Genomic DNA, 22,080 nt, shown 5'->3' on the forward strand with positions numbered 1-22,080 from the left:
ACGTCCTTGTATAAAGCTTTACTAGCTCCATTGCCCAACCATTAACATTATGACTTGACCCACCCCCATTACTACAATGGCAATAACCAATAATGAAATGCTATAACAGCATGCCACTCCCCAACGTATTTTATGATGCATTAACCGTACAGCCCGCTGTTGCACACTGGCTGCAATAGCATGCAGCTGAACACTACGTTCTGTCGTTGTTCCATGCGACATTTGCAAACGCATTAAGGTAATACGGTCAACTAACTCAGAATTCATTACTTCCGCCAAGCTGACATAGCCTGCTGCTAATCTTTCTTGCATAAATTGGTAATGCTTTTCAGCCAGCCCTTTTGACGATTGTTTTAATAACGACACGGTTTCGCCCATATTGCACCTTTGGCTAAGCAATAACCCTAGCTGGTAACAAATATCGACTAAAATAAATAGCCGATATACTTGATTTATTTTCATTTTGTTTATTAATCGACTAACGATACCTTCAGCCGCCGCTGCTATATAACGAGTGCCATAAAAACCTAATAAAACTAATAATGACACTGCAACTAACCACGGCAGCGAATTCGCTAACAAAGATAATTGCCGAGTCCAAAATGGCAGCTCTATTACCGTTAGCATGTCTGTTAAACGCGGTAAAATAACTACTCCAGATAGCCATAAGGCAAGTAAACTGGTGAGCAATAACACCACCGGATAGACAAACCGACTAATGGCCTTTTGCCTTATGCTCCGACGCTCATCATAAAGCTTTTTAATATCCGTTATAGTATTTAACAATACCTTGGGCGCATGGCTACTTTTCATCACCATAACCAAATCGGGTACAAAGTCGCGTTCAAGACAGCTACCGAGGTTACGCCCTTTCGCCAGCTGACTTGACACATAAGCAACGGTGCTAATTACGGCCCTGTCATTCACTTCTTCAGCACATACAGCCATCATTTGTAGTGCTTGTGAAGTACTACAACCATTGGTTAACCAGCCTAGCAAATCAAGCAAGAACTGCACTTGAGCTTGTTTGTTTAAACCCCGTGAGCTGCTAAACCGATTCAAGCTGAGCCGCATAATTCACCTTTTTTTGCTGCCTTTGTTGCAGCCCGAGCTCATTCATTCCTGGCACCAACTCCTCGGCATGCCTAGGGTCTACCACACCTTGGCAAATAAGCTCACTGGCATTAAACGCCATGGAGTCCCAACCATTACGCCTTAAACTTTCTTGCCAGTGCACTATATTTAAGTCTTGAATCCATTTTGAAGCATGGCTATTGGGCACAATTAACTCTGAAATAGCCACGCGCCCCTGTAGCCCGGTTAATTGACAGGTTGCACAGCCTGAAGAAGACTGTTCTTTAACCGCCCCCCATTGAGGGTGGTTAACAGGCTTACTGCAGTTAACACATAATTTTGGTAGCAATCGCTGTGCAAGCAAGCCAGCAAACAAACCTGGTTGGCTTAATTGGGTTGCTGTTAAGCCTAAATCTAGCAGCCTCGATATAATTCCTATCGCGTCATTAGCATGAATGGTCGACACCACTAAGTGCCCTGTTAAAGCAGCCGATATGCCCGCATTTGCCGTGTGCATATCGCGTATTTCACTTACTTCAACCAAGTCAGGATCTTCCCGTAACACCGAGCGAATCATATGGGCGAAGGCATAAGGGTCTTGATCCGTGGGCACGAACTTTTGTTCTATGTTGGGCTGAATAATTTCTATCGGATCTTCCAATGAAATAATTTTACGCGATTTAGGTACCAAACGGTTTAATGCCGCTAGGGTGGTGGTTTTGCCATGCCCTGTAGGCCCTGAAATGAGTAATAATCCCGTTGCTTGCGACATAACATGGCGCAATTGCAAAACCCTACTAGGGGCAAAACCAAGGGAATACAAATCTGGCACCCGTTGTTGCTCACTTGCCTGTAACCGCATTGTTACGGAAAAACCATCACGACAGGGTGACTTTTGAGTACGAATTCGAATGTTTTCACCACTGTCTGGAAGGGTTAAAGAAATACTGGCACCACTCATATGCCGCTCATCGAACACTTCGCGAAAGTCGTCCGACTGTGTGTTCAAAGCCGCTGCTACCGCCTCGGTAACGGACGTACGGCTGCGCGAGGCCTGGTGGTAAAGTAATCCATCGATACGATACGATATTCGTGCTTCTGAGCCCGTCATGCGTAAATGTATATCTGTTGCACGCATACGATGAGCATCTACAACAATATCAAGCAACGCTTGCCTTGCCATGGTTTGGGTATCGCCCGTGCTTTGCGCTTGGGCAATGCGGTCACGGCGTACCGCGTCTGCATCGGCTAAAAACTTGCGTACTATCGCAATTTCAGCACTACCCCACTCTACCGAGGGATAACGCTCTGCTACCAACACATGCAAATTGCAAATACTTTGCAGTTGCTGCGCCCATGCGGCGGGCGAAGCCAATAAAATACCGCTATCTAGAATAACCACCCCTTGCTCATTACTTTGCCAATGCTCTTGAGCGGCCAAGGTTTCATCGAGCAACACGGGACACGCTTGCACCGAACCCAATTGCTCAATTTGTTTGATTATTAACATGTTAACCTCCCACCATTAGTGTATGCAGACGATCTTGATGCCTAAGCTCTACCGCTTGCCGATCAATTTTTACGCCTATGTCACCAAGAATAATATCGCCAGAGGAGGCAGCAAAAATGTGCTCGCCATAGGCTAACCTTGCAACCCATTGGTTGTTGCGCTTAAACAAAGCGAGCAACCGAAAGCGATGCAAGTCTATTTGGAAAGTTACGTTATTATTGTTAACGGTTTCATTGTTAGTTGCCACCTCTGGAGGTGCCACCAACACTGATAATTGACGCATAGCATGAATTGCTTCTGCTGCTTGAAGCTGGTACTGCATTTGTCGCGCACGGCTTTCCGCTTGTTGTTCAAGCAACCTTTGATTGCGTAGCGACAAAGCCAATTGTTGATGCTGTCTTCCTTCACCTGGGAACATGGCGTGTTGGGTTAATTGCTCCTGCTGTTCTTCAGGTCGGAGTAGGTAGCTATTACTGTCGGCCAAAGCGAGGCTTAAAATTAACCAATGCATCATTGTAATGCTCCTATTGCTTGCAGTGTTATTTGGCCATGGATGAGGTTATTTTGAACCCCTAAGGTGCCGTTTAGCAGTTGCAAAGGCAGGCCATCTAAAATACCGGCTAGGGTTAACAAGTCGGGTAAATAGTAATTTTTCAGTTCAACCGTTATGCGTTGCTTTTGCCACCCCCCAACACGATCGATATCGCCCAGCCTTAATTCCGTCGTTGGCAGCCATAAAGACAAATGCAAGTCGAGCCAATCGGTTAGTTCGGTTACCGAATGCCAGCGCATGTCTAACGGGGAATGGATCGCGCTCGGCAGCTGAATGGGCCGAATTAGTGTGGCGTTTTGACCAGAGGTTTGCAGGCGAAAATTATTGGCCATGGCATAGTTTCTTAAGTCGCCAATATTTCCAGTATCTCGCTGTAAGCGGTAGCTTATTTGTTGCAAGTTATAATCGACTGAAGTTAAGTGCCAACCGGCCACTTGTTGTAACTTTAATTGCTGGTTGTAATCTAACCGTAACAACGGAATGACATTTCCAGGCGTACTTACCAAACGGTTAGCAAAGTCTGCCCCTAAATCAATTTGCTCTATATCGTTTTGCCAAGGCGCCCAACTTGTAATAACGTAACCTAATACAACCACAAGCGATAATACCGCTAACAAACCTAACCATGGTTTCGAGGTTAAACGCTTCATGCTCATCATTTTTAATGCTTGTTGCTCACGCTGGGATAATTTTGGCCAAGGCAAGCTTGCTGTAATTGAAAATACATTTAGGGTGGTACTAAGCTCTTGTTTGGCAGCCTCGTCTAGCCAAACATTAGGTCGATAATTTAAGCGGCTAGAAATAGCCTGTAAAATAACCTTAACCTGCTCTGCCGTACCCCAGAAACAAACAAGAATAGCGTTGTTTTCCCACGCATAAATAAACAATCCACCGTCTATTACTCGGATTGCCAATCCATGCGGCCTTTCTTGTTGCTGCTGAAAGCACTTTGGATACGCCAATAATGGCGCCGACGCACACATTAGCCAGCTTTTTCCAGCCCACAAAAAACGCGCAGCATAGCCTTCCGGATACCGCCGTACTGCTTCTTTTAGTATTTTGCTGTAATGCCCACGAGGCACTTCAAATAGTGAAATAGAATAACTCATAGCATATTACCTGAAGGCAAAATTCGTGGGGTAAGAAGTACTATGGTTTCAGCATGTTGTTGCTGCACCTGCCGTTGCCCACCAAACAACCAAGATAGAAACCCTTGTTGGTTACGCCACTGCCGGCGGGTATTTTGTAATCCGGAAATCAACAAGGTTTCTTGGTTGCCTACAATGGCTTTCATAAAGAACTTTTTACGGGTGGTTTGTGGTGTTTGGATAGTTTTATCACCCGAGCTAATTTGATCAATCCCAAGTAAGTCGCTTAAGCTGGTAGACAGTTGAAGTAACACTTGTTCATTGGCTATTTTGGGCAACAAGTACAACTCGAAGCCAGTGCGTACCACTCCAGGAATTAGCAAGTCGCTGCTGCCCACGTTAGCGGTAGAACTACTGCCTGCAGAAGCCAAATAGGTCACGTTTTCTTCTAACACTACTTTTGATATTTGATTATTTAAAGTAACCATACGCGGGTGATTACTCACCTCCACCACACCTTGTTCTTTAAGTGCCGCAATAATGACTTCCGAACCCGATAGGCGGCCTGCCTGCCGCTGTAGCCGCAACCCAGCGCTTTGTTCATTTAAAGCAACCGAACTTGCACCACTAAATAAATTAAGCACACTTGAGCCTGAAACACTTTCACCTATTAACTGCCAATCAATTCCGCGTTGATCGTGGTCATTGAACATGACATCGATAACTTGAATATCGACCGCAACTTGGCGCGTTAAACGTTCATTTTGCTGCAGTAAGTATTCTCTAACCAGCTGCACATGCTGAGGTAAATCGCGCACTAGTACCGATGTAGAGCTTTGATTAATAGCTATTGTGCCTTCACTCGATAACAGCATGGTTAAAGCGGCGGTTAAATCTTCCCAAACGGAAAGCTCTTGGCTAGTAAAGTTTAAATACTGAGTTGAGTCGTCGTTAACACTACTTCCACTCATGGTCAGTTGGCCTTGAGATGGGGTGGACGCTGTTGCAGAGGTACCATCTTCGCCTAGAAAAAAGTTCGTTACTCCAGCTAAAAACGCGACGTCAAATTCGGCCACTTCATACTGACGCCAAACCACCAACGCTTCTTCTGCGGTAAACGACAAGCCTGTTATTAAAGCGATGCGGGATAAAGCATCGCCTAAGCTACCTTCAAGCCGAAGAGAAATAGGTGTTTCGGGGTCAATATTGTCAAGTAGGCGATTACTAATGCCTTCGCCGGCTAGAAGGTCTTTTAGCGCACGGCCAAGGGGGTACTCGTCGAAAGCAAAGTGCACTGGTATTTGCATCCAGGCGGGGCCTTCACTATTGGGTAGGTTGAGTGGCGGCACAAAATAACCTTGCGAACGTACCACATGGCGTAATTCATTCGGCTTGGTTTGTTCGTTACGAGCATCAGCAAGACGTAGTTCTGCACTGTCTTTTACCGCTTTATAGTCTTGGGTTGACTCACACCCTAACAGCAGCAAACAAAGCACCCAAAATAACCGCTTCATGGCTGCGTCGCCTGTGGCATGTAGTCAACAACAGCGGTGTTATTCGGATGTAGGGCAACACGTATTTGATATGGTTTAATTAAGCTTTCGAGTAACAAGTCCCAATTCGGGGCAACTAATTCAAACTGCGTAGGCCATAAGTGATGGTTGTCGGCGTACCAAACCACCCGTTCAATGCCCCAATGTTGGGTGAGTAAATGCTCGAGCTGAGGCCGCAATAGTGCCGCTTCAAGTCGATAACGTACCGGAGGATCGAACCGCGCCGAGGCAAACTCGGTGGGTTGCGTAAGGGGTAAGCATTCTTGATCAAACGCATGCACAAGCGTAACACAACTTGCTAGTGCAGCGCCGACGACGATCCGTGTCATCAGCATCATAATTCACTCCAAATTATTTTTTCTTAGGCGTTGTTTTCCTTTTCTTGCCAGCACTTGAAGTGGCCGCTTTCTTTTTCGCTGCTACTTCCGTCCATGTGCCGTTGTCATAGTGTGCTTGCCATCCGGTGGCTTTGCCACTAACTTCAGTCATAACGTACTGTTTCTTCTCTTTACGGCTGAAGCGTACGAGCGCTTCATTACCATCAGGATCGTGCGCCGGTGCTTCCGTTAGATACTTAAACTTAGCTGCTAGGCGGTCGGCGAAGCGTTGTAGCTCTACTACTTTCACTGCTCGAGTTTCTCGTGAACGAGGAAAAGTATTCGCCGACATGAAAATACCCGAAGCTCCATCGCGCAGCACAAAGTACGCATCAGAGTTTTCACAGGGTAATTCAGGTAAATGTACCGGATCTTCCTTCGGTGGAGCAGCTTCACCACTACGTAATAATTTACGGGTGTTCTTACAATCTTCACTAGTACAGCCAAAATACTTACCAAACCGGCCCGTTTTTAACTGCATGTCGGTGCCACATTTGTCGCATTCGATAACCGGCCCTTCGTAACCTTTAATTCGGAATGTACCTTCTTCAACGATTTGACCGTCGCACAGTGGGTTATTACCACACACATGCAGCTTTCGTTTTTCGTCGAGCAAGTAACTGTCCATTGCTGTATCGCATTTCGGGCAGCGCTTTCGAGCCATTAACGCTAATACTTCAGCATCGCTGTCTTCATCGTCGTCGGTAACTTTAACCGCTTCGTCGCCGGGCGATAAATTCATGGTTTTGGTACATTTGTCGTCTTTTGGTAAGTCGTAACCTGAACAACCTAAGAAAACACCAGTCGATGCAGTGCGAATGCCCATTTTACGGCCACAGGTTGGGCAGTCTACGTCGGTTAACACCATTTGGTTGCTGCGCATGCCGCCGTCGGCTTCGTCGGCTTCTGCAAGCTCTAAGCGCTCTTTAAACTGAGCATAAAACTCGTCTAGTGCTTCTTTCCAGTCTTGCTTACCTTCAGCGATATCGTCTAAACGTTGTTCCATATCAGCGGTAAAATTATAGCTAAGCAAGTTTTCAAAGTTTTCCGTTAAGCGGTCGGTAACAATTTCACCCATTTTTTCTGCATAGAAGCGACGATTATCAATACGTACGTAGCCGCGATCTTGAATGGTTGAAATAATTGAAGCGTAAGTAGACGGACGACCTATGCCCCTTTTCTCTAGCTCTTTTACCAACGAGGCTTCATTAAAGCGTGCAGGTGGTTTAGTAAAATGCTGTTTAGGATCGAGCTCGAGCAAGGTCAACACTTCGCCTTTTTGAATGTCTGGTAGGGCATTTTCGTCGGCCCCCTTACGATTCACTTGCGGTTGAACCTTCGTCCAACCGTCGAAACGTAATACACGGCCCCGTGCTTTTAGCTCATAAGGACCAGCAGCCACAGTTAAGCTAGTGGAATCGTAACGTGCAGGAGGCATTTGACAGGCCACAAATTGACGCCAAATAAGCTCATACAAACGTTCTGCATCGCGGTCGACACCTTTTAATTGGCTCGAACGTACCGCCACACTTGAAGGACGAATCGCTTCGTGCGCCTCTTGGGCGTTAGACTTTTTACCATAAAAGTTTGGTTTTTCTGGCAAGTACGCCTTACCAAACTCTTTTTCTATAAAATTACGGCAGCTGTGTAATGCGTCCTGGCTCAAATGAGTAGAGTCGGTACGCATATATGTAATATAACCCGCTTCATATAAACGCTGGGCCATGGTCATGGTTTTTTTCACCCCAAAACCAAGCCGAGTACTTGCCGCTTGCTGTAACGTTGAGGTAATAAAAGGTGCACTAGGACGACTTTGAGTTGGTTTTTCTTCTCGTTCTACAACGTTATATTCGGCGCCTTTTAACCCGGCTATAGCCTTGTCCGCTTGAGCCTTGTTCACCGGTTTAAAGGTTTTGCCTGACTCTTTAGTTACCTGAAAGCGAGCGTTACCTTCAGCTGCTTTTAAGTCGGCATGAATATCCCAGAATTCTTCCGGATTAAAGGCTTTAATTTCGCGCTCACGCTCAACCACAATACGCACAGCCACCGACTGTACCCGGCCTGCTGATAAGCCTCTAGCAACTTTCTTCCACAGTAGTGGCGACAGCATAAAGCCAACCACACGGTCAAGAAAGCGCCTCGTTTGCTGGGCATTAACCCGCTCAATATTTAGCTCGCCCGGCTCGGCAAAAGCGTTTTTAATGGCTTTTTCGGTAATTTCGTTAAACACTACGCGCTGGTAATTACTATCGTCACCGCCTATGAGTTCGCGCAAATGCCAAGCAATTGCTTCCCCCTCGCGGTCTAAGTCCGTTGCAAGATATATTTTGTCGGCTTTCCGAGCCAGTGTTTGTAACTCTTTCACTACCTTTTCTTTACCCGGCAGTATCTCGTAATGCGGCTCCCAGCCATTGTCTGGGTCGATACCCATGCGCATAACTAAGTTTTGATAATCGCGTTTGCTTCTATAGGCGGCCTTTTCTTCCGGCCCCATTTTCCGCACTTCTGCCGCAGGTTTGGCAGGTGCTTTTTTTAAAGCCCGTGTTGGTAAATCGCGCACATGGCCAACACTCGACTTAACTATAAAGTCGTTACCCAAATACCGGTTTATCGTCTTTGCTTTTGCAGGAGACTCAACAATTACTAAAGATTTACCCATGAAGTCAGTGTTCTCTACTTTATGATGAAGCGTGAGTTTAGCGTGAAGCAGGCCATATATAAGCCTTCTGGGTAGGTTCTTCAAGTCATACCCGTGTTTAAGCTTCCTATTTACACATATATAGTTTTTCCAGCTCAGTAACAACCCGAACCATGAAAAGGCATACTAATAAAGGCAAAGTGAATACCTAATCAGTCTTAACTTTTTAAACCTAAGACCTGCAAATACAAGGCTTCTCATCCCGCCTAGGGTGCGTATAATAAAATACATAATAAATTTAAACATGCACTCTTTTTCTCAAAAGCATGCTCAGAAGTAGGAGCTTTTATGAAACACTTTGAAGTTAATTTTGATGGCTTAGTAGGGCCAACGCACAATTACGCCGGGCTTTCGTATGGTAATGTTGCCTCGCTAAGTAATGCGCGCAGTGTATCTAGCCCACGCTCTGCTGCCAAGCAGGGTCTGCTAAAAATGAAGGCTTTGCAAGAAATGGGCTTGATCCAAGGTGTTTTCGCTCCCCAAGAACGTCCCGATATTTATGCACTACGTCGGCTTGGTTTTCAAGGTTCTGACGCCGAAGTGTTAAGCCAAGCCTTTAAGCAAGCACCTGCCATTTTTCAGGCGGTATGCTCTGCTTCAAGCATGTGGACTGCTAACGCCGCCACTGTGTCGCCCAGCGCTGATACGACCGACAACAGAGTACATTTTACCCCAGCTAACCTAACAAACAAGTTTCACAGATCTCTCGAACCACAGACAACAGGCAACATTTTGCGGGCAATGTTCAACAACTCCCGCTATTTCGCCCACCATCCACATTTGCCCGACAATGAACATTTCGGTGACGAAGGCGCTGCCAATCATACTCGCTTTTGTACCGATTATGGCCATACCGGGGTAGAAATGTTTGTATATGGGCGCTATGCATTTGATGGCTCAAAGCCGGCCCCGCAAACATACCCTGCACGACAAACTCGTGAGGCTTGTGAAGCCGTAGCTCGTTTACATGGTTTAAGCGAAAGTAAAACCGTTTATGTGCAGCAAAACCCTGCCGTAATTGAACAGGGCGTATTTCATAACGACGTTATTGCCGTAGGTAATCAAAATGTGCTTTTTTACCATGAGCAAGCCTTTTTAGACACCGAGCGAAAGCTTGCTGAACTACAAGAAAAATTCGCTGCGCCCATGCATTTTATTGAAGTGCCTACAGCCAAAGTGTCGGTGGCTGAGGCAGTTAAAACTTATATGTTTAATACTCAGTTGGTAACCCTTGCCAACGGCGATATGGTTATTATTGCGCCAACCGAGTGTGAAGAAAGCACCATTGTGCACCAATATTTTGATGAATTATTAGCAAGCAACACGCCTATTAAAGAAGTGCGCTATTTCGATGTTAAACAAAGTATGCGAAATGGCGGAGGGCCTGCCTGCTTGCGTTTACGGGTTGCTATAAATGATCAAGAATTAGCCGCTGTAAACCAGGCTTGCATAATGAACGATACGCTATTTGAACGGTTGAACCTGTGGGTTGACACCCATTACCGCGATGAACTCAGCACCGACGATTTAGCCGACCCACAACTGCTAATAGAGTCGCGTACAGCGTTAGACGAGTTAACTCAGATATTACAGCTTGGCTCCGTGTATGCGTTCCAACGTAATTAGTGTTTAGTAACTGTACCACCACTACGTTCAAACAGAGCTAGCATGCCCTGCTCACCTGGCAAGTGAGCAGCGCCAACAGCCATAAAATGCTGCTCATTTTCCTTTAGTTCAGCCCGCACTTTACGCAACCAGTTTTGATTTCTTTCCACTAATAAAACGTGCTGAGTATAAGGAGATAACTGCTCGTTTATTTTAGCCCAAATACTATCTAAATCACCTTTTTGCCAATCACGCTCAAGCTCGGCTAGCTCTGTGGAAACTACCTTAAGCTGCTCTAATACATCCTTAATATGCTCTTCGGCAGTAATGTTATTGCGTGCATGGGCTAGCACCGTAACTTGCTCTTCGGCGGATTCCAAACCGTGAATATCGGTAGCATTGACCGCTGCGAAGCGCATCACTTGATAATCAATACCTTGCTGCGTGTCGAAGCCCTCGTGCCTAAGCCATAACACCAGCACTATATATTCTACTAACCAAGGCTCCATTCGCTGCATAACCGTAGGGGCTAAACCTACCCGAGCGCTCATTGCAGCAAGCTCATTCCACAGTTCAGGGCTAAGTTTTTCTTTTAAGTATGGGTAGTCATGCAAGCCCTGTTGGAAGAGCAAATCAGAACTGCGGGTAAGCTCTTCACTGGTTATTTCCATCCATAAGCGGTCACTACTGGAAATTGCTTGTTTGGCTTTGGTAGTAAGCTCTGTTGAAGATTGGGCGGCAAGATGAATGGTACCTAATAGCCAAAGCTCCCGGTCTGGCCACTGCACGTGGTAAAGTATTTCAGCTCGGGCAGTTGTTGCTAGCCCGAGCGAAAATAAAACCAGGATGACAAGACTTTGCGGATACCTTAAGCACCCCTGCCAAAAGCTCACTATTCATATCCTTATAGAGTTATTGCATTAATCAGCTTCATTATAGAGGGCTAAATTAGATTCTTCCTGTTCTGGCTCGTCACGTTTTTGATCGTTACGCGCATCATGCAATTCATCAAGGTAATGCTGATCAATATCGCCTGTTATGTATTGGCCACTAAATACCGAGCTTTCAAACTGCTGCAAATGTGGGTTTTCGTTTTGTACCGACCAAATTAAGTCGTCAAGGTCTTGATAAATAAGCTCATCAGCTTTTATTAGCTGGCTTATTTCTTCAACTTCTCGGCCATAACCAATCAGCTCGTTGGCACTCGGCATGTCAATACCATACACATTAGGAAAACGTATTTCTGGTGCTGCCGAGGCAAAATAAACCTTTTTTGCCCCTGCTTCGCGAGCCATTTCAATAATTTGCTCCGAGGTAGTACCCCGCACAATTGAGTCGTCTACCAGCAATACGTTCTTACCTTTAAACTCTACGCCAATTGCATTCAGTTTACGCCGAACAGATTTCCGCCGTTGTGTTTGGCCCGGCATGATAAAGGTACGGCCAATATAGCGATTCTTAACAAACCCTTGTCGATATGGTTTATTCAGTACACGAGATATTTCCAACGCCACATCTACCGCTGTTTCGGGAATAGGGATAACCACATCAATGTCCAGGTGTTGGTATTCTTTCTTTATTTTTTCACCCAGTTTAAGCCCCATGTTTAATCGACTAGCATAAACCGACACACCATCAATAAAAGAATCGGGACGGGCGAAATACACGTATTCGAAAATACATGGGCAATGAACCGGTTTAGCAGCACATTGACGGCTAAATAATTGACCATCTTCCGTAATATAAATTGCTTCACCCGGTTCAACGTCTCGCATAAAGGTGAAGCCCGTACCGTCAATAGCAACGCTTTCAGAGGCAACAATGTATTCTGTACCTTGCTTTGTTTCACGCTTGCCAATAGCTAACGGGCGAATACCGAAAGGGTCGCGAAAAGCTACCAAGCCATGGCCAATAATCATGGCAACAACAGCGTATGCACCTTTTACTTGTTCGTGCACACGGCTAACGGCACCAAACATGTCGTCGGCTGCAAGGTGATCTTGGTTATTATTAAGCAATTCATGTGCGAAAATATTGAGTAATATTTCCGAGTCTGAGGCGGTATTAATATGGCGTTTGGCTGTTTCAAACAACGCTAATTGTAACTCTTGCGCGTTGGTTAAATTGCCATTATGTGCCATGGCAATACCAAACGGTGAATTCACATAAAAAGGCTGTGCTTCTGCCGAGCTAGAGCTGCCTGCCGTTGGGTAACGCACATGGCCAATGCCAATATTGCCACTTAAGCGCCGCATATGGCGAGTGTGAAAAACATCGCGAACTAAACCATTCCCCTTGCGTAAGCGCAAGTTATAGCCATCAATGGTCATAATACCTGCGGCATTCTGCCCCCGATGCTGCAGCATAGTCAATCCGTCATAGAGCGCCTGATTTACGGGTTGCTTACCAACGATTCCAACTACACCACACATAACTACCTCTAAATAATTTTATTGCAGGAAGCTCGAAGAACTTTGCAAATAATCAAAAAACCATTGAATATAAATCCCGAAATGTGGGATTAACGTCGACACTTGCCACCACTCTTCATTTGGAAAGGGAGTAAAAGAGTCAAGAACAAACAACAGCGCACTCACAATAAGCACGCCGCGTAAGGCGCCAAATACAACACCTAATAATCGGTCAGTACCACTTAGCCCTGTTTTTTGTACCAGCTGACTAACAACATAGGTAATCATTGCTCCCACTATTAGGGTTACAATAAACAGCAAGGTAACGGCAAGCCCGTTTCGAACCATGGGGTCTTCGAAACCGGTAAAAAATGCGGCAAGATCTTGGTAAAACAAACTAGCGACAAAAAATGCAGCTATCCAAACGGCAAGCGATAATGCTTCTTTAACAAAACCGCGAATAAGGCTAATAATAATAGATAGTGCTATTACGCCAATAATTGCGTAATCAATCCAATTCATAGTAATGAACCACCCTTTTTAGACCTGCGAATTCTAGCAGAAAGTATTCGCTTATCGTTAGTTTTTTAGTCATTCGCTGGGCGATAAGGTACCACTTTACCCTCAAGCTCGGTTAATTCTTTTAACCGACCTAATTGTGAAGTTAATGCTTGTTCGTTTAAATCAGGGCCAACCAGCAGCAAGTGTAATTGCCCCTCTGGGCGGCGTAATACCCTGCTGTCGGCTTGAAAGCCTTCAGCACGTAACTTTGTTATCAGATCGTTCACCCTATCAACATTCCGAAAGGCACCTAACTGGATAACCCAACGGTCACCTGCTTGCGCAATAGGCTCTGCTTCATCGGCACCCAAAACCACAGTAGGCGCCAGCTCTCGCACTTCAATTTGGTCCTCTATAATAGGTACTGCAATAACATCGTTGCTGGTTGGGCCGGTAACGGAAAAATCGGCGGGGAAACTAGGAGATTGCATTTGCTGCTCTACCGAGGGTCGCAGAGGCGTTACTTGAAAGTCATCATTCGGCAGCTGTCCTGCATTACTAAACAGGTCAGGTAATATAATAACGGCCAGTGCAACAACGATCACTGTGCCTACCAGCCGGTTTTGTAAAGGACTACTCGCCACCTATCGTTCTCCCTTTGCAAGCATACATTGCGGTAATTGTTAAAAACGAACCAAAACATACTATCACATCGTTAGGCTTTGCTTCAGCTAACGCTTGCTCAAACGCATTGGCAACTGAAACAAATTGTTTTGAGCGACATTGTAACTGCGTTAAAACTCCAGCAAGATGCGCCGCTTGTGCTGCCCTTGTGCCCGGCAAGGTAGCCACATGCCAGCTGTCTATAACCAACGTCAACTCAGCCAAAGTAGCATGAATATCTTTATCGGCTAACATGCCACACACTGCAATAATGTTTATATCGCTACTAGTTTGCTCGCGCAAGGCTTGTAATTTGTCACGTAAGTAGCGTGCTGCATGTGGGTTATGTGCCACATCAAGAATAACCTTTGGTTCACCTGGCCAAATTTCAAAGCGGCCAGCCACAGTTGCTGTTTGTAAGCCCTGAGCAACATTATTTGCACTCACCTTAAAGCCTGCATGCTGTAAACCAGCAATGACTCCTAGGGCATTCACTACGGGCAACTGTGGTTCTGGTAAGTTTTTTAATGCCGTTAATGACTGTTTGGCCAACTCTGAGCAAAGTATAAAATTCCAGCCTTGCTCGGATTTTTCTAAATCGTAGTCTTGTTGCACACAAAGTAAATGCGCCCCAATTTCTTGCGCATGCGCCAACAAACGCTGTGGTGGCAAGCGGTCGCCACAAATGGCTGGCTTACCCGCACGGAAAATACCGGCTTTCTCAAAACCTATGTTTTCCCGGTCATTACCTAAAAAGCCCACATGATCAATATCAACACTGGTAACAATGCTTAAATCAGCGTCGACAATATTAACCGCGTCCAAACGACCACCTAAACCAATTTCAAGAATGGCAACATCTACCTGGTGTTTTTGTATTAACCACAGCGCCGCTAGGGTGCCAAATTCAAAATAGGTTAGCGACGTACTGCCCCGTGCTGCATTAACCGCACTAAAGGCCTCGCAGTGCTCTTGTTCGGTTAACATTTTACCGTTCACCAACACCCGTTCGCGGTAGTCAACTAGGTGTGGCGAGGTATAGCACGCCGTACTGTAACCAGCGTGCTGCAATATAGCGTCTAACATGGCAACCGAAGAGCCTTTACCATTGGTACCTGCAACAGTAATAACCTTCGGGCTAGGCTGTAATACCCGCAGCGACTGTGCCACTGCAACAATGCGGTCAAGGCCCATGTCAATTTCTTTGCTATGTATGTTCTCTAAATAAGAAAGCCACGCATCTAATGAGCGTGGCTGTTCCTGAGCGTGTGGTGTATTCAAGGTTTAAAACCTCGTTCCATCAAGGGTGAATTAATTATCAGCCATCATTATTTCAGTTTTAGGAGCTGGCAAGTGTTGAAATTTAGCCAACAAACTAGCAACTTTATTGCGCATTTCACGACGGTCTACAATCATGTCTATGGCGCCATGCTCGAGTAAAAACTCGCTCCGCTGAAACCCTTCAGGCAATGTTTCGCGCACTGTTTGTTCAATAACACGTGGCCCAGCAAAGCCAATTAGTGCTTTTGGCTCGGCTATATTAATGTCGCCTAACATGGCAATACTGGCCGACACGCCACCCATAGTTGGGTCGGTAAGCACAGAAATATAAGGTAAGCCCTGCTCGGTCATTTTTGCTAATGCCGCCGACGTTTTTGCCATTTGCATTAACGACAGTAAAGCCTCTTGCATACGAGCACCGCCCGAAGCAGAGAAACATACCAACGGCATATTATGTTCTAAACATTCCTCAGCGGCTTTAACAAAACGCGAACCAACCACCGTAGCCATAGAGCCACCCATAAAACTAAATTCAAATGCAACTGCAGCAATTGGCTGGCCTTTTAAAGTGCCTTTCATGGCAACTAATGCATCTTTTTCACCGGTCGCTTTTTGTGCAGCAGCAATACGGTCTTTATATTTTTTAGAGTCTCTAAATTTAAGTAAGTCTTGGGGCTCTAATTCGACACCAAGCTCCACTCGATTGTCGGCGTCAAGAAACTGATCGAGGCGCTCACGCGCACTAACCCGCATGTGGTGCTCGCACTTAGGGCATACGTGCAAATTGCGCTCAAGATCGGCACGATACAAAATAGCTTCACAACCCCCGCATTTACTCCACACCCCTTCAGGTATGTTGCGGCGTTTACTAGATTGTGGTTTTGCAAGAATTCTTTCTATCCAGCTCATAAATACCTATCACTAATCGGCCAAAAGCCAAATACGTCATGTTCGTTGAATTACCCGACATTAAAGCACAATTCAGCCCATGTTTGCAGCGCTAAGTGGTCTTAGTTGTCAGGCCCAGTGTTCCTATTTCGTTTTATTATCGTTCCGGCAAAAATAATGGTCCTAACGGTACCTTAGGCATTTCTAACTCAGGCGGGTACTGCACATGAACCAAATAAAGGCCATTAGGTTTAGCCGTAGCCGAGCACACTCTTCTGTCTTTTGCTGCAAGTACCTCTTCCAGCCATTGTTTAGGCTGCTCGCCACTACCAACAACAATAAGCGCCCCAGCTATATTCCTTACCATGTGGTGCACAAATGCATTTGCTTGTATATCTATGACCACATAAGCGCCAAAACGTTTAACCGTAATAAAGTGAACTTTACGAAAAGGTGAATGCGACTGACACTGCGCTGCCCGAAACGAAGAGAAGTCGTTTTCACCTAATAAAACTTGCCCGGCAGCGTGCATGCGCTCTGCATTAAGGGGCTGATGAATATGGGTAACACCGCCATTTAAAATGGCAGCTCGAAAAGGTGCATTGTAAATAACATAGCGATATCGCCGCGACTCGGCCGTAAACCGCGCACTGAAGTCGTCGCCAACCCGTTTTACCCACCTTATAGCTATATCGTCGGGCAAATGCGAGTTTACCCCCATGGTCCAAGCGCCATCGGGGCGATCAACACTAGTATCAAAGTGAACTACCTGCTGTGTCGCATGTACACCTGCGTCTGTTCGCCCAGCACACACCACCGCTACCGGGTGTAAGCTTATTTGTTCTAGTGCTCGCTCTACACAGGCTTGAACGCTAATAACATGGTGTTGCTTTTGCCAACCAAAATACTGCTGGCCATTATATTCAATTCCAAGTGCAATACGCATGTTCATTATTTATTCGTTATCAATCCGCTTCAGCAATTCCTCAGCTTCGGCTTTAAGGGCTTCGTCGGCAGACGCTAATACTTCTTGTAGCGCTTCACGGGCATTCTCGTACTCATCCATTTCAAGGTAAGCCCTAGCCAAGTCTAATTGTGCGGCTAATTGGTCTTCTGCTCGGTATGAATCGTCGTCGTTATCTTCATCAGCTGCTGCTTCAACACCAGTGTCTGTCTCGGCAAGTATGTCGTCTATATTTAAAAAACTGTCCGCTTCGTCGGTTGTATCCGCATCTTCCGTAAATAGCGACTCCAATTCACTTTCCGCTGCTGCTGTTGCTTCCGCTAGCTCATTTTCATCGAGTGCGTAGTAGTCTTCGTCCAGCTCTTCATCGTCCGCCAACGCAGTAAAACCGCTTTCTTGTTCTAATGGCGAGGTTTTTTCTGCTGTTGGTTGTACTTCCTCTAAACTAATTGGCTCTTCGTCACCTTCGGCGTCCACATCAGCAAGTAGCTCATCGCCTTCTTCTTCATTTGGTTCTAATTCATTATCAATGTCATCTTCATCTACAAAAACCAGTTCAGGCTCTTCATCTGCAGCGCTACTTTCGCCTGCTAAGACATCGTCGGCGTCAGTGGTTTCAGGTTCAGATAACAACGAGTCAATATCTTCGGGAGTAATCTCTTCAGTGCTTTCGTCGCTAATTCCAAGTTCATTAAATAGCTCGTCAATATCAATATCATCCGCTTCAACTTCTGCATCGTCAGATTCAGCGTTATCTTGCTCTGTTTGCTCTGTTTGCTCTGTTTGCTCTGTTTGATCAAGCACCACATCAGGGTCGAAAGGATCAATGCTATTCGGCTCTTCAGGGAGCAAATCGTCGCTTTTAGCGGCAACTTGTTTAGTGGTTTTATCATCTTTAGCAAAGTTATCTAGCAGGTCGTCAATATCATCACTATCAACGGTTGTCGCAGTGTTGCCTTGCTCTGCGGTTACAGCTGCATCCGAATCGGTATCAACGTCAGTGGTACTTTCATGCTCTGGCTCAAACTGTTCTTCACTGTCATCATCGGTTGCACCAGCAAGTAAGCGGTCAAGATCATCTTGACCAAGCGAGCCATCTGTAGGGTCATCGGTGTTAACTGCCTTGCTTGGCGCTTGTGGCGGCGCCGCTGGCGGAGCTTGCACTAACTCTACCGCCTCTGGGGTTTCCTCGGGACTATCAAAACCATCGTCTAATTCTGAAAAGTCACTCTCGTTTAGTGCTTCTGCCGACTCATCTAAACGTATGTCAAAGTCAGCTTCGTCATTGCTTTCATCGGTCGCACGAGGCATTAGCATTTCGTCTGACAAGCGGTCTAAATCAGCTCCTTCATCATCGTCAAAGCCTTCAAATGGGTCGTCCGATAGTAGGTCGTCTTCTTCTACCGTAATGCCCCCCATAAGCTCCCGTTCAAGCGCCTCTCGCGCTTCTTCGTCAGACAACTCTTGTTCTGCCTCACGCCCACCTTTGGTTTCTGTTAAAAACTCATGCTCAGATATATTTAACTGGCGACGGCGCAGTAACCAAGTGGTTAATAAAATCATTAACAGCGCAGGAACCGATGCAAGTAGCGCTAGGGCCGCTGGGTGGTCTAATAGCTCTTCGACTACTGTTTTTTCTTGCGTGCGTGCGCTAACAATGTCTTGCTCTCGACGTAGTGCTTCTTGGGCAGCTTTCAGTTCACTTATTTCTGCCTGATATTCTGCAGAAGTCACGGCCCCTTCTTGTAGGGCGTTTAGTAACTCTTCCAGCCTCACTAAACGCTCTCTGAGCTCTTCATTGTCACGGAAAACTTTTTCTGTGGTTTCAATTGAGCTCAATAAGCTTTCACGCAAATCGATAAATTCTTGTTCATGCCGCGCACGCACTTCACCAATTGCTTGCTCTGTGCGGGTACGGGTTTCTTGTACTAGCTTGTCTTGTTCTTCTTGTCGTTGGTTAGTGAGCTGTTGTTGTTCGTTTAGCACTTGTTGCTGGCGGTTAAGTTGTTCGCCAAGCTGCACCTGCCTACGAGCAGCTTCAGGATTCATCATTTGCACTTCTTGCAAACTTGGAATTCTTAGGTAAAAACCCGTTAACATTTCGCTTGGGTTACCATTACGAAATGCTTCGGGGTTCGCTAGCACCAGTGCCGCCATCATTTGCGGCACGTCAACACTAGAATGTGGTCGATACTGGCTAGCTATGGTCCATAAGGTGTCGGTTGCTTTAATAGGCCCATAGCGTTCAGTACCAATGCGCACGTCGGTTTGTTCTGCTCCTTCAGGGCCACGAATAACAATACGGTCACGCTCTTGCGCGGCCACATCAAGAGGATGAAATAGGCTAAAGGTACCAGCACCTATAAGCGCACCAACAATTACAGTGCGAGCCCACCGACGAGGCAACTGGAACACATCAAAACTTCCCTGAGCTGAATGGGTCATTGCATTAATCCTGATCGAACGCACATTTAATACCTGATTATTATTGAAAAGCTTTTCGCCTAGCTAGGTACGTAGCTAGTTAAGTAGTTAACCGACAACATTTAAACACTATAAGCTACCTTAGTAGGTAACGGCAATCTACCCTTTATAATTAGCTAGCCTAACGCAAACAAAACCTACATAGGCAGCTTACATTCATTGCTTTCTTATGTTCGTTTACCAGTAGTTAGCCAACAAATGCTCTGCAATTTGCACACTATTCGTTGCGGCACCTTTACGCACGTTGTCGGCTACCACCCAAAGGTTTATGCCTTGTGGGTGTGAAATGTCTTGTCGTACACGGCCAACAAATACTTTGTCTTGGCCAGTTGCATCACTCACCTGGGTTGGAAAGTCGGCCTGATCTTCCATAAGTTCTATGCCGGGCGCGTTGCGTAGTAAATCTTTTATTGTTTGCGCATCTGCCGGTTGGCGTAGTTCTAAATGAATTGCTTCCGCATGGCCAAAAAACACCGGCACCCGAACGGCGGTAGCATTGATGCGAATTGAATCGTCACCAAATATCTTTTGGGTTTCCCACACCATTTTCATTTCTTCTTTGGTGTAGTCATTATCTAAAAACGAATCAATTTGAGGAATACAGTTAAAAGCAATTTGGCGTGCAAAGGCTTCAGGCTCAACCGGAATGCCATTTAATAAGTTAGCGGTTTGTTTGGCCAGCTCGTCTACCCCACTAGCACCAGCTCCGGAAACCGACTGGTACGTAGCCACATTAATACGATCAACCCCAAAGGCATCGTGAATAGGCTTTAAGGCGACAACCATTTGAATAGTTGAACAATTCGGGTTAGCGATTATATTTCGGTTACGAAAATCTGCTAGCGCGTCACCATTTACCTCTGGTACCACTAAGGGTACATCTGGCTCATAACGAAAGTGCGAGGTGTTATCAATCACTACACAGCCGGCGTCTGCAGCACGGGGCGCATACATTGCAGAAATACTGCCGCCCGCTGAAAAGAAGGCAAGGTCAACTAAACTCCAGTCGAAATGTTCAGCATCTTGAACTTCCAGCTGTTCGCCGTTGAATTGAATGTCGGTACCCGCAGAACGGCTACTCGCTAAAGGAAAAAGCTGTTTAATGGGAAACTTTCGTTCAGCCAGGCATTCAAGTAGTTGTTTACCTACTAAACCAGTAGCTCCTAGAACAGCAACATTCAATTGTAAACTCATGTACTACCTCTCAATTCAAATATGCCTAATTAGGCTTCATGCTTAACTAATTCTACTGCTAATCGTGCGTTAGCTCTACCTTGAAACCAAGTTGCTGACACTGATTCAAGAATGTTTCTGGCACCTTAACACAAGTGGCGCTTAACTCGCGCCGGTGTTGGTAAACTTTTCGAAGCCTGTCAAAGCCTTCGGCCGTTACACCATGTACGCGAAAGTCGTTATCGTCGGCAACAATAGCATAACTACTGCGTACCCAGTCTGTTACTAACGCCTGCGGCAATTTTTGGTTTGCTAAAGTTGGCGCCGTAAATTGGCGTAAGTTAACTGCAGGCATAAAGTGGCTTTCACTTAGTCGCTTGCCCTTCCAACTGAAGAACTCGTACAGGGCCTCATATAATTTATAACTGCCACGTATTTTACCTTCCAGACTATGCCCTGCAATGTGTGGCGTAGCTAAGCCCACCCGCTGTAGCAACTCTAAATTTACGCTAGGTTCGCCTTCCCACACATCTAAAGCACAATATAGCCGTGGGCCGTCTTTTAGCCGTTGTAGTAACGCTTGATTATGCACCACAGGGCCCCGGCTAGCATTAACCAAAATAGCATCTGGCTTTAATAGTGCTAATTGCTCTGCATGCATTAAATGCAACGTACTATGGGGCGCTGCCGTGGTTAGCGGCACATGAAAGGTAATTACATCTGCTTGGGCCAATAACGACCAGTCGCCAAAGGTTTTATCGGCTTTGGGTAACACGGGTTCAGGATCAATATAGCGCACGTCCATACCCAGCGCCGCTAAGCGTTTACCCGCTTGCACGCCCGTATGCCCTGCCCCTACCACTAATGCCAGTTTACCCGCCAATTCTAGCTTGGCTGTTGCCGCCAGCTCCAACACCGCAGCCAACACATATTCACCAACAGAAATAGCATTGGCGCCGGGCGCACTGGCAAAACCAATACCGCGCTTCTGTAACGCATCAACGTCAACATGCTCCGTACCAATAGTACCGGTACCAACAAATTTAAGTTGAGGGGCTAAATCGAGTAGTTCTTTAGTAACCTTCGTTACCGAGCGAATGAGTAATACCTCAGCTGCGAGAAGATCGGCTGCCGGTGGAGTACGGCCAGAAAAAGTTTTAATTTGCCCGCGCCCTTGCAGGTAGCAGTCAAGTTTAGGAAGGTTTTCGTGAATCAAAAAATTCATGGGCTCTCGCCTTCATTCAGGTTTGAGCCCAG

18 protein-coding genes are annotated in these 22,080 nt (G+C 46.0%); 1 reads left to right on the plus strand and 17 read right to left on the minus strand.

The window, feature by feature from the left end:
- Window positions 1-21: 21 nt before the first annotated feature.
- From M1L23_RS11165 to topA, 7 genes are read right to left on the minus strand one after another with little or no spacing between them, the layout of a single operon-like run.
- On the minus strand, window positions 22-1,074 hold the full coding sequence (locus M1L23_RS11165; protein ID WP_252627444.1) for a type II secretion system F family protein: 1,053 nt from the start codon (window positions 1,072-1,074) through the stop codon (window positions 22-24).
- On the minus strand, window positions 1,049-2,584 hold the full coding sequence (locus tag M1L23_RS11170) for a GspE/PulE family protein (protein WP_252627445.1): 1,536 nt from the start codon (window positions 2,582-2,584) through the stop codon (window positions 1,049-1,051). Before M1L23_RS11170 ends, M1L23_RS11165 begins: the two co-directional genes overlap by 26 nt.
- Window position 2,585: 1 nt before the next feature.
- Window positions 2,586-3,098 carry a hypothetical protein gene (locus M1L23_RS11175; protein ID WP_252627446.1) on the minus strand — a complete coding sequence of 171 codons (513 nt, stop codon included), beginning with the start codon at window positions 3,096-3,098 and terminating at the stop codon, window positions 2,586-2,588.
- Window positions 3,095-4,246, minus strand: coding sequence for a hypothetical protein (locus M1L23_RS11180; RefSeq protein ID WP_252627447.1), 1,152 nt, complete (start codon window positions 4,244-4,246; stop codon window positions 3,095-3,097). The genes M1L23_RS11175 and M1L23_RS11180 overlap by 4 nt, the downstream gene beginning before the upstream one ends.
- Window positions 4,243-5,739, minus strand: a complete 1,497-nt coding sequence (locus M1L23_RS11185) for a hypothetical protein (protein WP_252627448.1) — start codon at window positions 5,737-5,739, stop codon at window positions 4,243-4,245. Before M1L23_RS11185 ends, M1L23_RS11180 begins: the two co-directional genes overlap by 4 nt.
- Window positions 5,736-6,116 carry a hypothetical protein gene (locus M1L23_RS11190; RefSeq protein WP_252627449.1) on the minus strand — a complete coding sequence of 127 codons (381 nt, stop codon included), beginning with the start codon at window positions 6,114-6,116 and terminating at the stop codon, window positions 5,736-5,738. The genes M1L23_RS11185 and M1L23_RS11190 overlap by 4 nt, the downstream gene beginning before the upstream one ends.
- Before the next feature lie 13 nt (window positions 6,117-6,129).
- Window positions 6,130-8,814 (minus strand): type I DNA topoisomerase, encoded by a 2,685-nt coding sequence (topA, locus tag M1L23_RS11195; protein ID WP_252627450.1) that lies wholly within the window; start codon window positions 8,812-8,814, stop codon window positions 6,130-6,132.
- Window positions 8,815-9,141: 327 nt separating this feature from the next.
- Here topA and astB point away from each other — a divergent pair, with 327 nt between their 5' ends.
- Complete coding sequence (gene astB, locus M1L23_RS11200) at window positions 9,142-10,479, plus strand: N-succinylarginine dihydrolase (RefSeq protein ID WP_252627451.1); 1,338 nt, start codon at window positions 9,142-9,144, stop codon at window positions 10,477-10,479.
- On the opposite strand, the gene M1L23_RS11205 is transcribed toward astB, so the two are convergent.
- The 10 genes from M1L23_RS11205 to M1L23_RS11250 all read right to left on the minus strand — a co-directional run bounded on the left by M1L23_RS11205 (window position 10,476) and on the right by M1L23_RS11250 (window position 22,048).
- On the minus strand, window positions 10,476-11,351 hold the full coding sequence (locus M1L23_RS11205) for a TraB/GumN family protein (RefSeq protein WP_252627452.1): 876 nt from the start codon (window positions 11,349-11,351) through the stop codon (window positions 10,476-10,478). The two genes, astB and M1L23_RS11205, sit on opposite strands and share 4 nt — an antisense overlap.
- A gap of 27 nt (window positions 11,352-11,378) precedes the next feature.
- Window positions 11,379-12,890, minus strand: a complete 1,512-nt coding sequence (gene purF, locus M1L23_RS11210; RefSeq protein ID WP_252627453.1) for an amidophosphoribosyltransferase — start codon at window positions 12,888-12,890, stop codon at window positions 11,379-11,381.
- 18 nt (window positions 12,891-12,908) lie between these two features.
- The gene (locus M1L23_RS11215; protein WP_252627454.1) at window positions 12,909-13,391 is read right to left on the minus strand and encodes a CvpA family protein; all 483 of its coding nucleotides are present in this window, start codon (window positions 13,389-13,391) and stop codon (window positions 12,909-12,911) included.
- Window positions 13,392-13,456: 65 nt separating this feature from the next.
- On the minus strand, window positions 13,457-14,014 hold the full coding sequence (locus M1L23_RS11220) for an SPOR domain-containing protein (protein ID WP_252627455.1): 558 nt from the start codon (window positions 14,012-14,014) through the stop codon (window positions 13,457-13,459).
- On the minus strand, window positions 14,004-15,314 hold the full coding sequence (gene folC, locus M1L23_RS11225) for a bifunctional tetrahydrofolate synthase/dihydrofolate synthase (protein ID WP_252627456.1): 1,311 nt from the start codon (window positions 15,312-15,314) through the stop codon (window positions 14,004-14,006). Before folC ends, M1L23_RS11220 begins: the two co-directional genes overlap by 11 nt.
- 30 nt (window positions 15,315-15,344) lie before the next feature.
- Window positions 15,345-16,223: an acetyl-CoA carboxylase, carboxyltransferase subunit beta gene (gene accD / locus M1L23_RS11230; RefSeq protein ID WP_252627457.1), complete on the minus strand. Its 879-nt coding sequence runs from the start codon at window positions 16,221-16,223 to the stop codon at window positions 15,345-15,347.
- Between the two features lie 136 nt (window positions 16,224-16,359).
- Complete coding sequence (gene truA / locus M1L23_RS11235) at window positions 16,360-17,148, minus strand: tRNA pseudouridine(38-40) synthase TruA (RefSeq protein WP_252627524.1); 789 nt, start codon at window positions 17,146-17,148, stop codon at window positions 16,360-16,362.
- A gap of 9 nt (window positions 17,149-17,157) precedes the next feature.
- On the minus strand, window positions 17,158-19,611 hold the full coding sequence (locus M1L23_RS11240) for a FimV/HubP family polar landmark protein (RefSeq protein WP_252627458.1): 2,454 nt from the start codon (window positions 19,609-19,611) through the stop codon (window positions 17,158-17,160).
- A gap of 216 nt (window positions 19,612-19,827) precedes the next feature.
- Window positions 19,828-20,844: an aspartate-semialdehyde dehydrogenase gene (locus tag M1L23_RS11245; RefSeq protein WP_252627463.1), complete on the minus strand. Its 1,017-nt coding sequence runs from the start codon at window positions 20,842-20,844 to the stop codon at window positions 19,828-19,830.
- Window positions 20,845-20,902: 58 nt separating this feature from the next.
- Window positions 20,903-22,048, minus strand: a complete 1,146-nt coding sequence (locus M1L23_RS11250; RefSeq protein ID WP_252627464.1) for a 4-phosphoerythronate dehydrogenase — start codon at window positions 22,046-22,048, stop codon at window positions 20,903-20,905.
- Between the last annotated feature and the right edge of the window lie 32 nt (window positions 22,049-22,080).

Source organism: Aliidiomarina quisquiliarum, assembly GCF_023922585.1.
Lineage (GTDB): Bacteria > Pseudomonadota > Gammaproteobacteria > Enterobacterales > Alteromonadaceae > Aliidiomarina > Aliidiomarina quisquiliarum.

What these genes read in the sequence shown, in the direction of transcription:
- M1L23_RS11165 (WP_252627444.1), bottom strand. Translation starts at nt 1,074, where the DNA reads ATGCGGCTCAGCTTGAATCGGTTTAGCAGCTCACGGGGTTTAAACAAA.
- M1L23_RS11175 (WP_252627446.1), bottom strand. Translation starts at nt 3,098, where the DNA reads ATGATGCATTGGTTAATTTTAAGCCTCGCTTTGGCCGACAGTAATAGC.
- M1L23_RS11240 (WP_252627458.1), bottom strand. Translation starts at nt 19,611, where the DNA reads ATGACCCATTCAGCTCAGGGAAGTTTTGATGTGTTCCAGTTGCCTCGT.
- M1L23_RS11185 (WP_252627448.1), bottom strand. Translation starts at nt 5,739, where the DNA reads ATGAAGCGGTTATTTTGGGTGCTTTGTTTGCTGCTGTTAGGGTGTGAG.
- purF (WP_252627453.1), bottom strand. Translation starts at nt 12,890, where the DNA reads ATGTGTGGTGTAGTTGGAATCGTTGGTAAGCAACCCGTAAATCAGGCG.
- M1L23_RS11215 (WP_252627454.1), bottom strand. Translation starts at nt 13,391, where the DNA reads ATGAATTGGATTGATTACGCAATTATTGGCGTAATAGCACTATCTATT.
- astB (WP_252627451.1), top strand. Translation starts at nt 9,142, where the DNA reads ATGAAACACTTTGAAGTTAATTTTGATGGCTTAGTAGGGCCAACGCAC.
- M1L23_RS11250 (WP_252627464.1), bottom strand. Translation starts at nt 22,048, where the DNA reads ATGAATTTTTTGATTCACGAAAACCTTCCTAAACTTGACTGCTACCTG.
- M1L23_RS11190 (WP_252627449.1), bottom strand. Translation starts at nt 6,116, where the DNA reads ATGATGCTGATGACACGGATCGTCGTCGGCGCTGCACTAGCAAGTTGT.
- topA (WP_252627450.1), bottom strand. Translation starts at nt 8,814, where the DNA reads ATGGGTAAATCTTTAGTAATTGTTGAGTCTCCTGCAAAAGCAAAGACG.
- M1L23_RS11180 (WP_252627447.1), bottom strand. Translation starts at nt 4,246, where the DNA reads ATGAGTTATTCTATTTCACTATTTGAAGTGCCTCGTGGGCATTACAGC.
- accD (WP_252627457.1), bottom strand. Translation starts at nt 16,223, where the DNA reads ATGAGCTGGATAGAAAGAATTCTTGCAAAACCACAATCTAGTAAACGC.
- truA (WP_252627524.1), bottom strand. Translation starts at nt 17,148, where the DNA reads ATGCGTATTGCACTTGGAATTGAATATAATGGCCAGCAGTATTTTGGT.
- M1L23_RS11245 (WP_252627463.1), bottom strand. Translation starts at nt 20,844, where the DNA reads ATGAGTTTACAATTGAATGTTGCTGTTCTAGGAGCTACTGGTTTAGTA.
- M1L23_RS11170 (WP_252627445.1), bottom strand. Translation starts at nt 2,584, where the DNA reads ATGTTAATAATCAAACAAATTGAGCAATTGGGTTCGGTGCAAGCGTGT.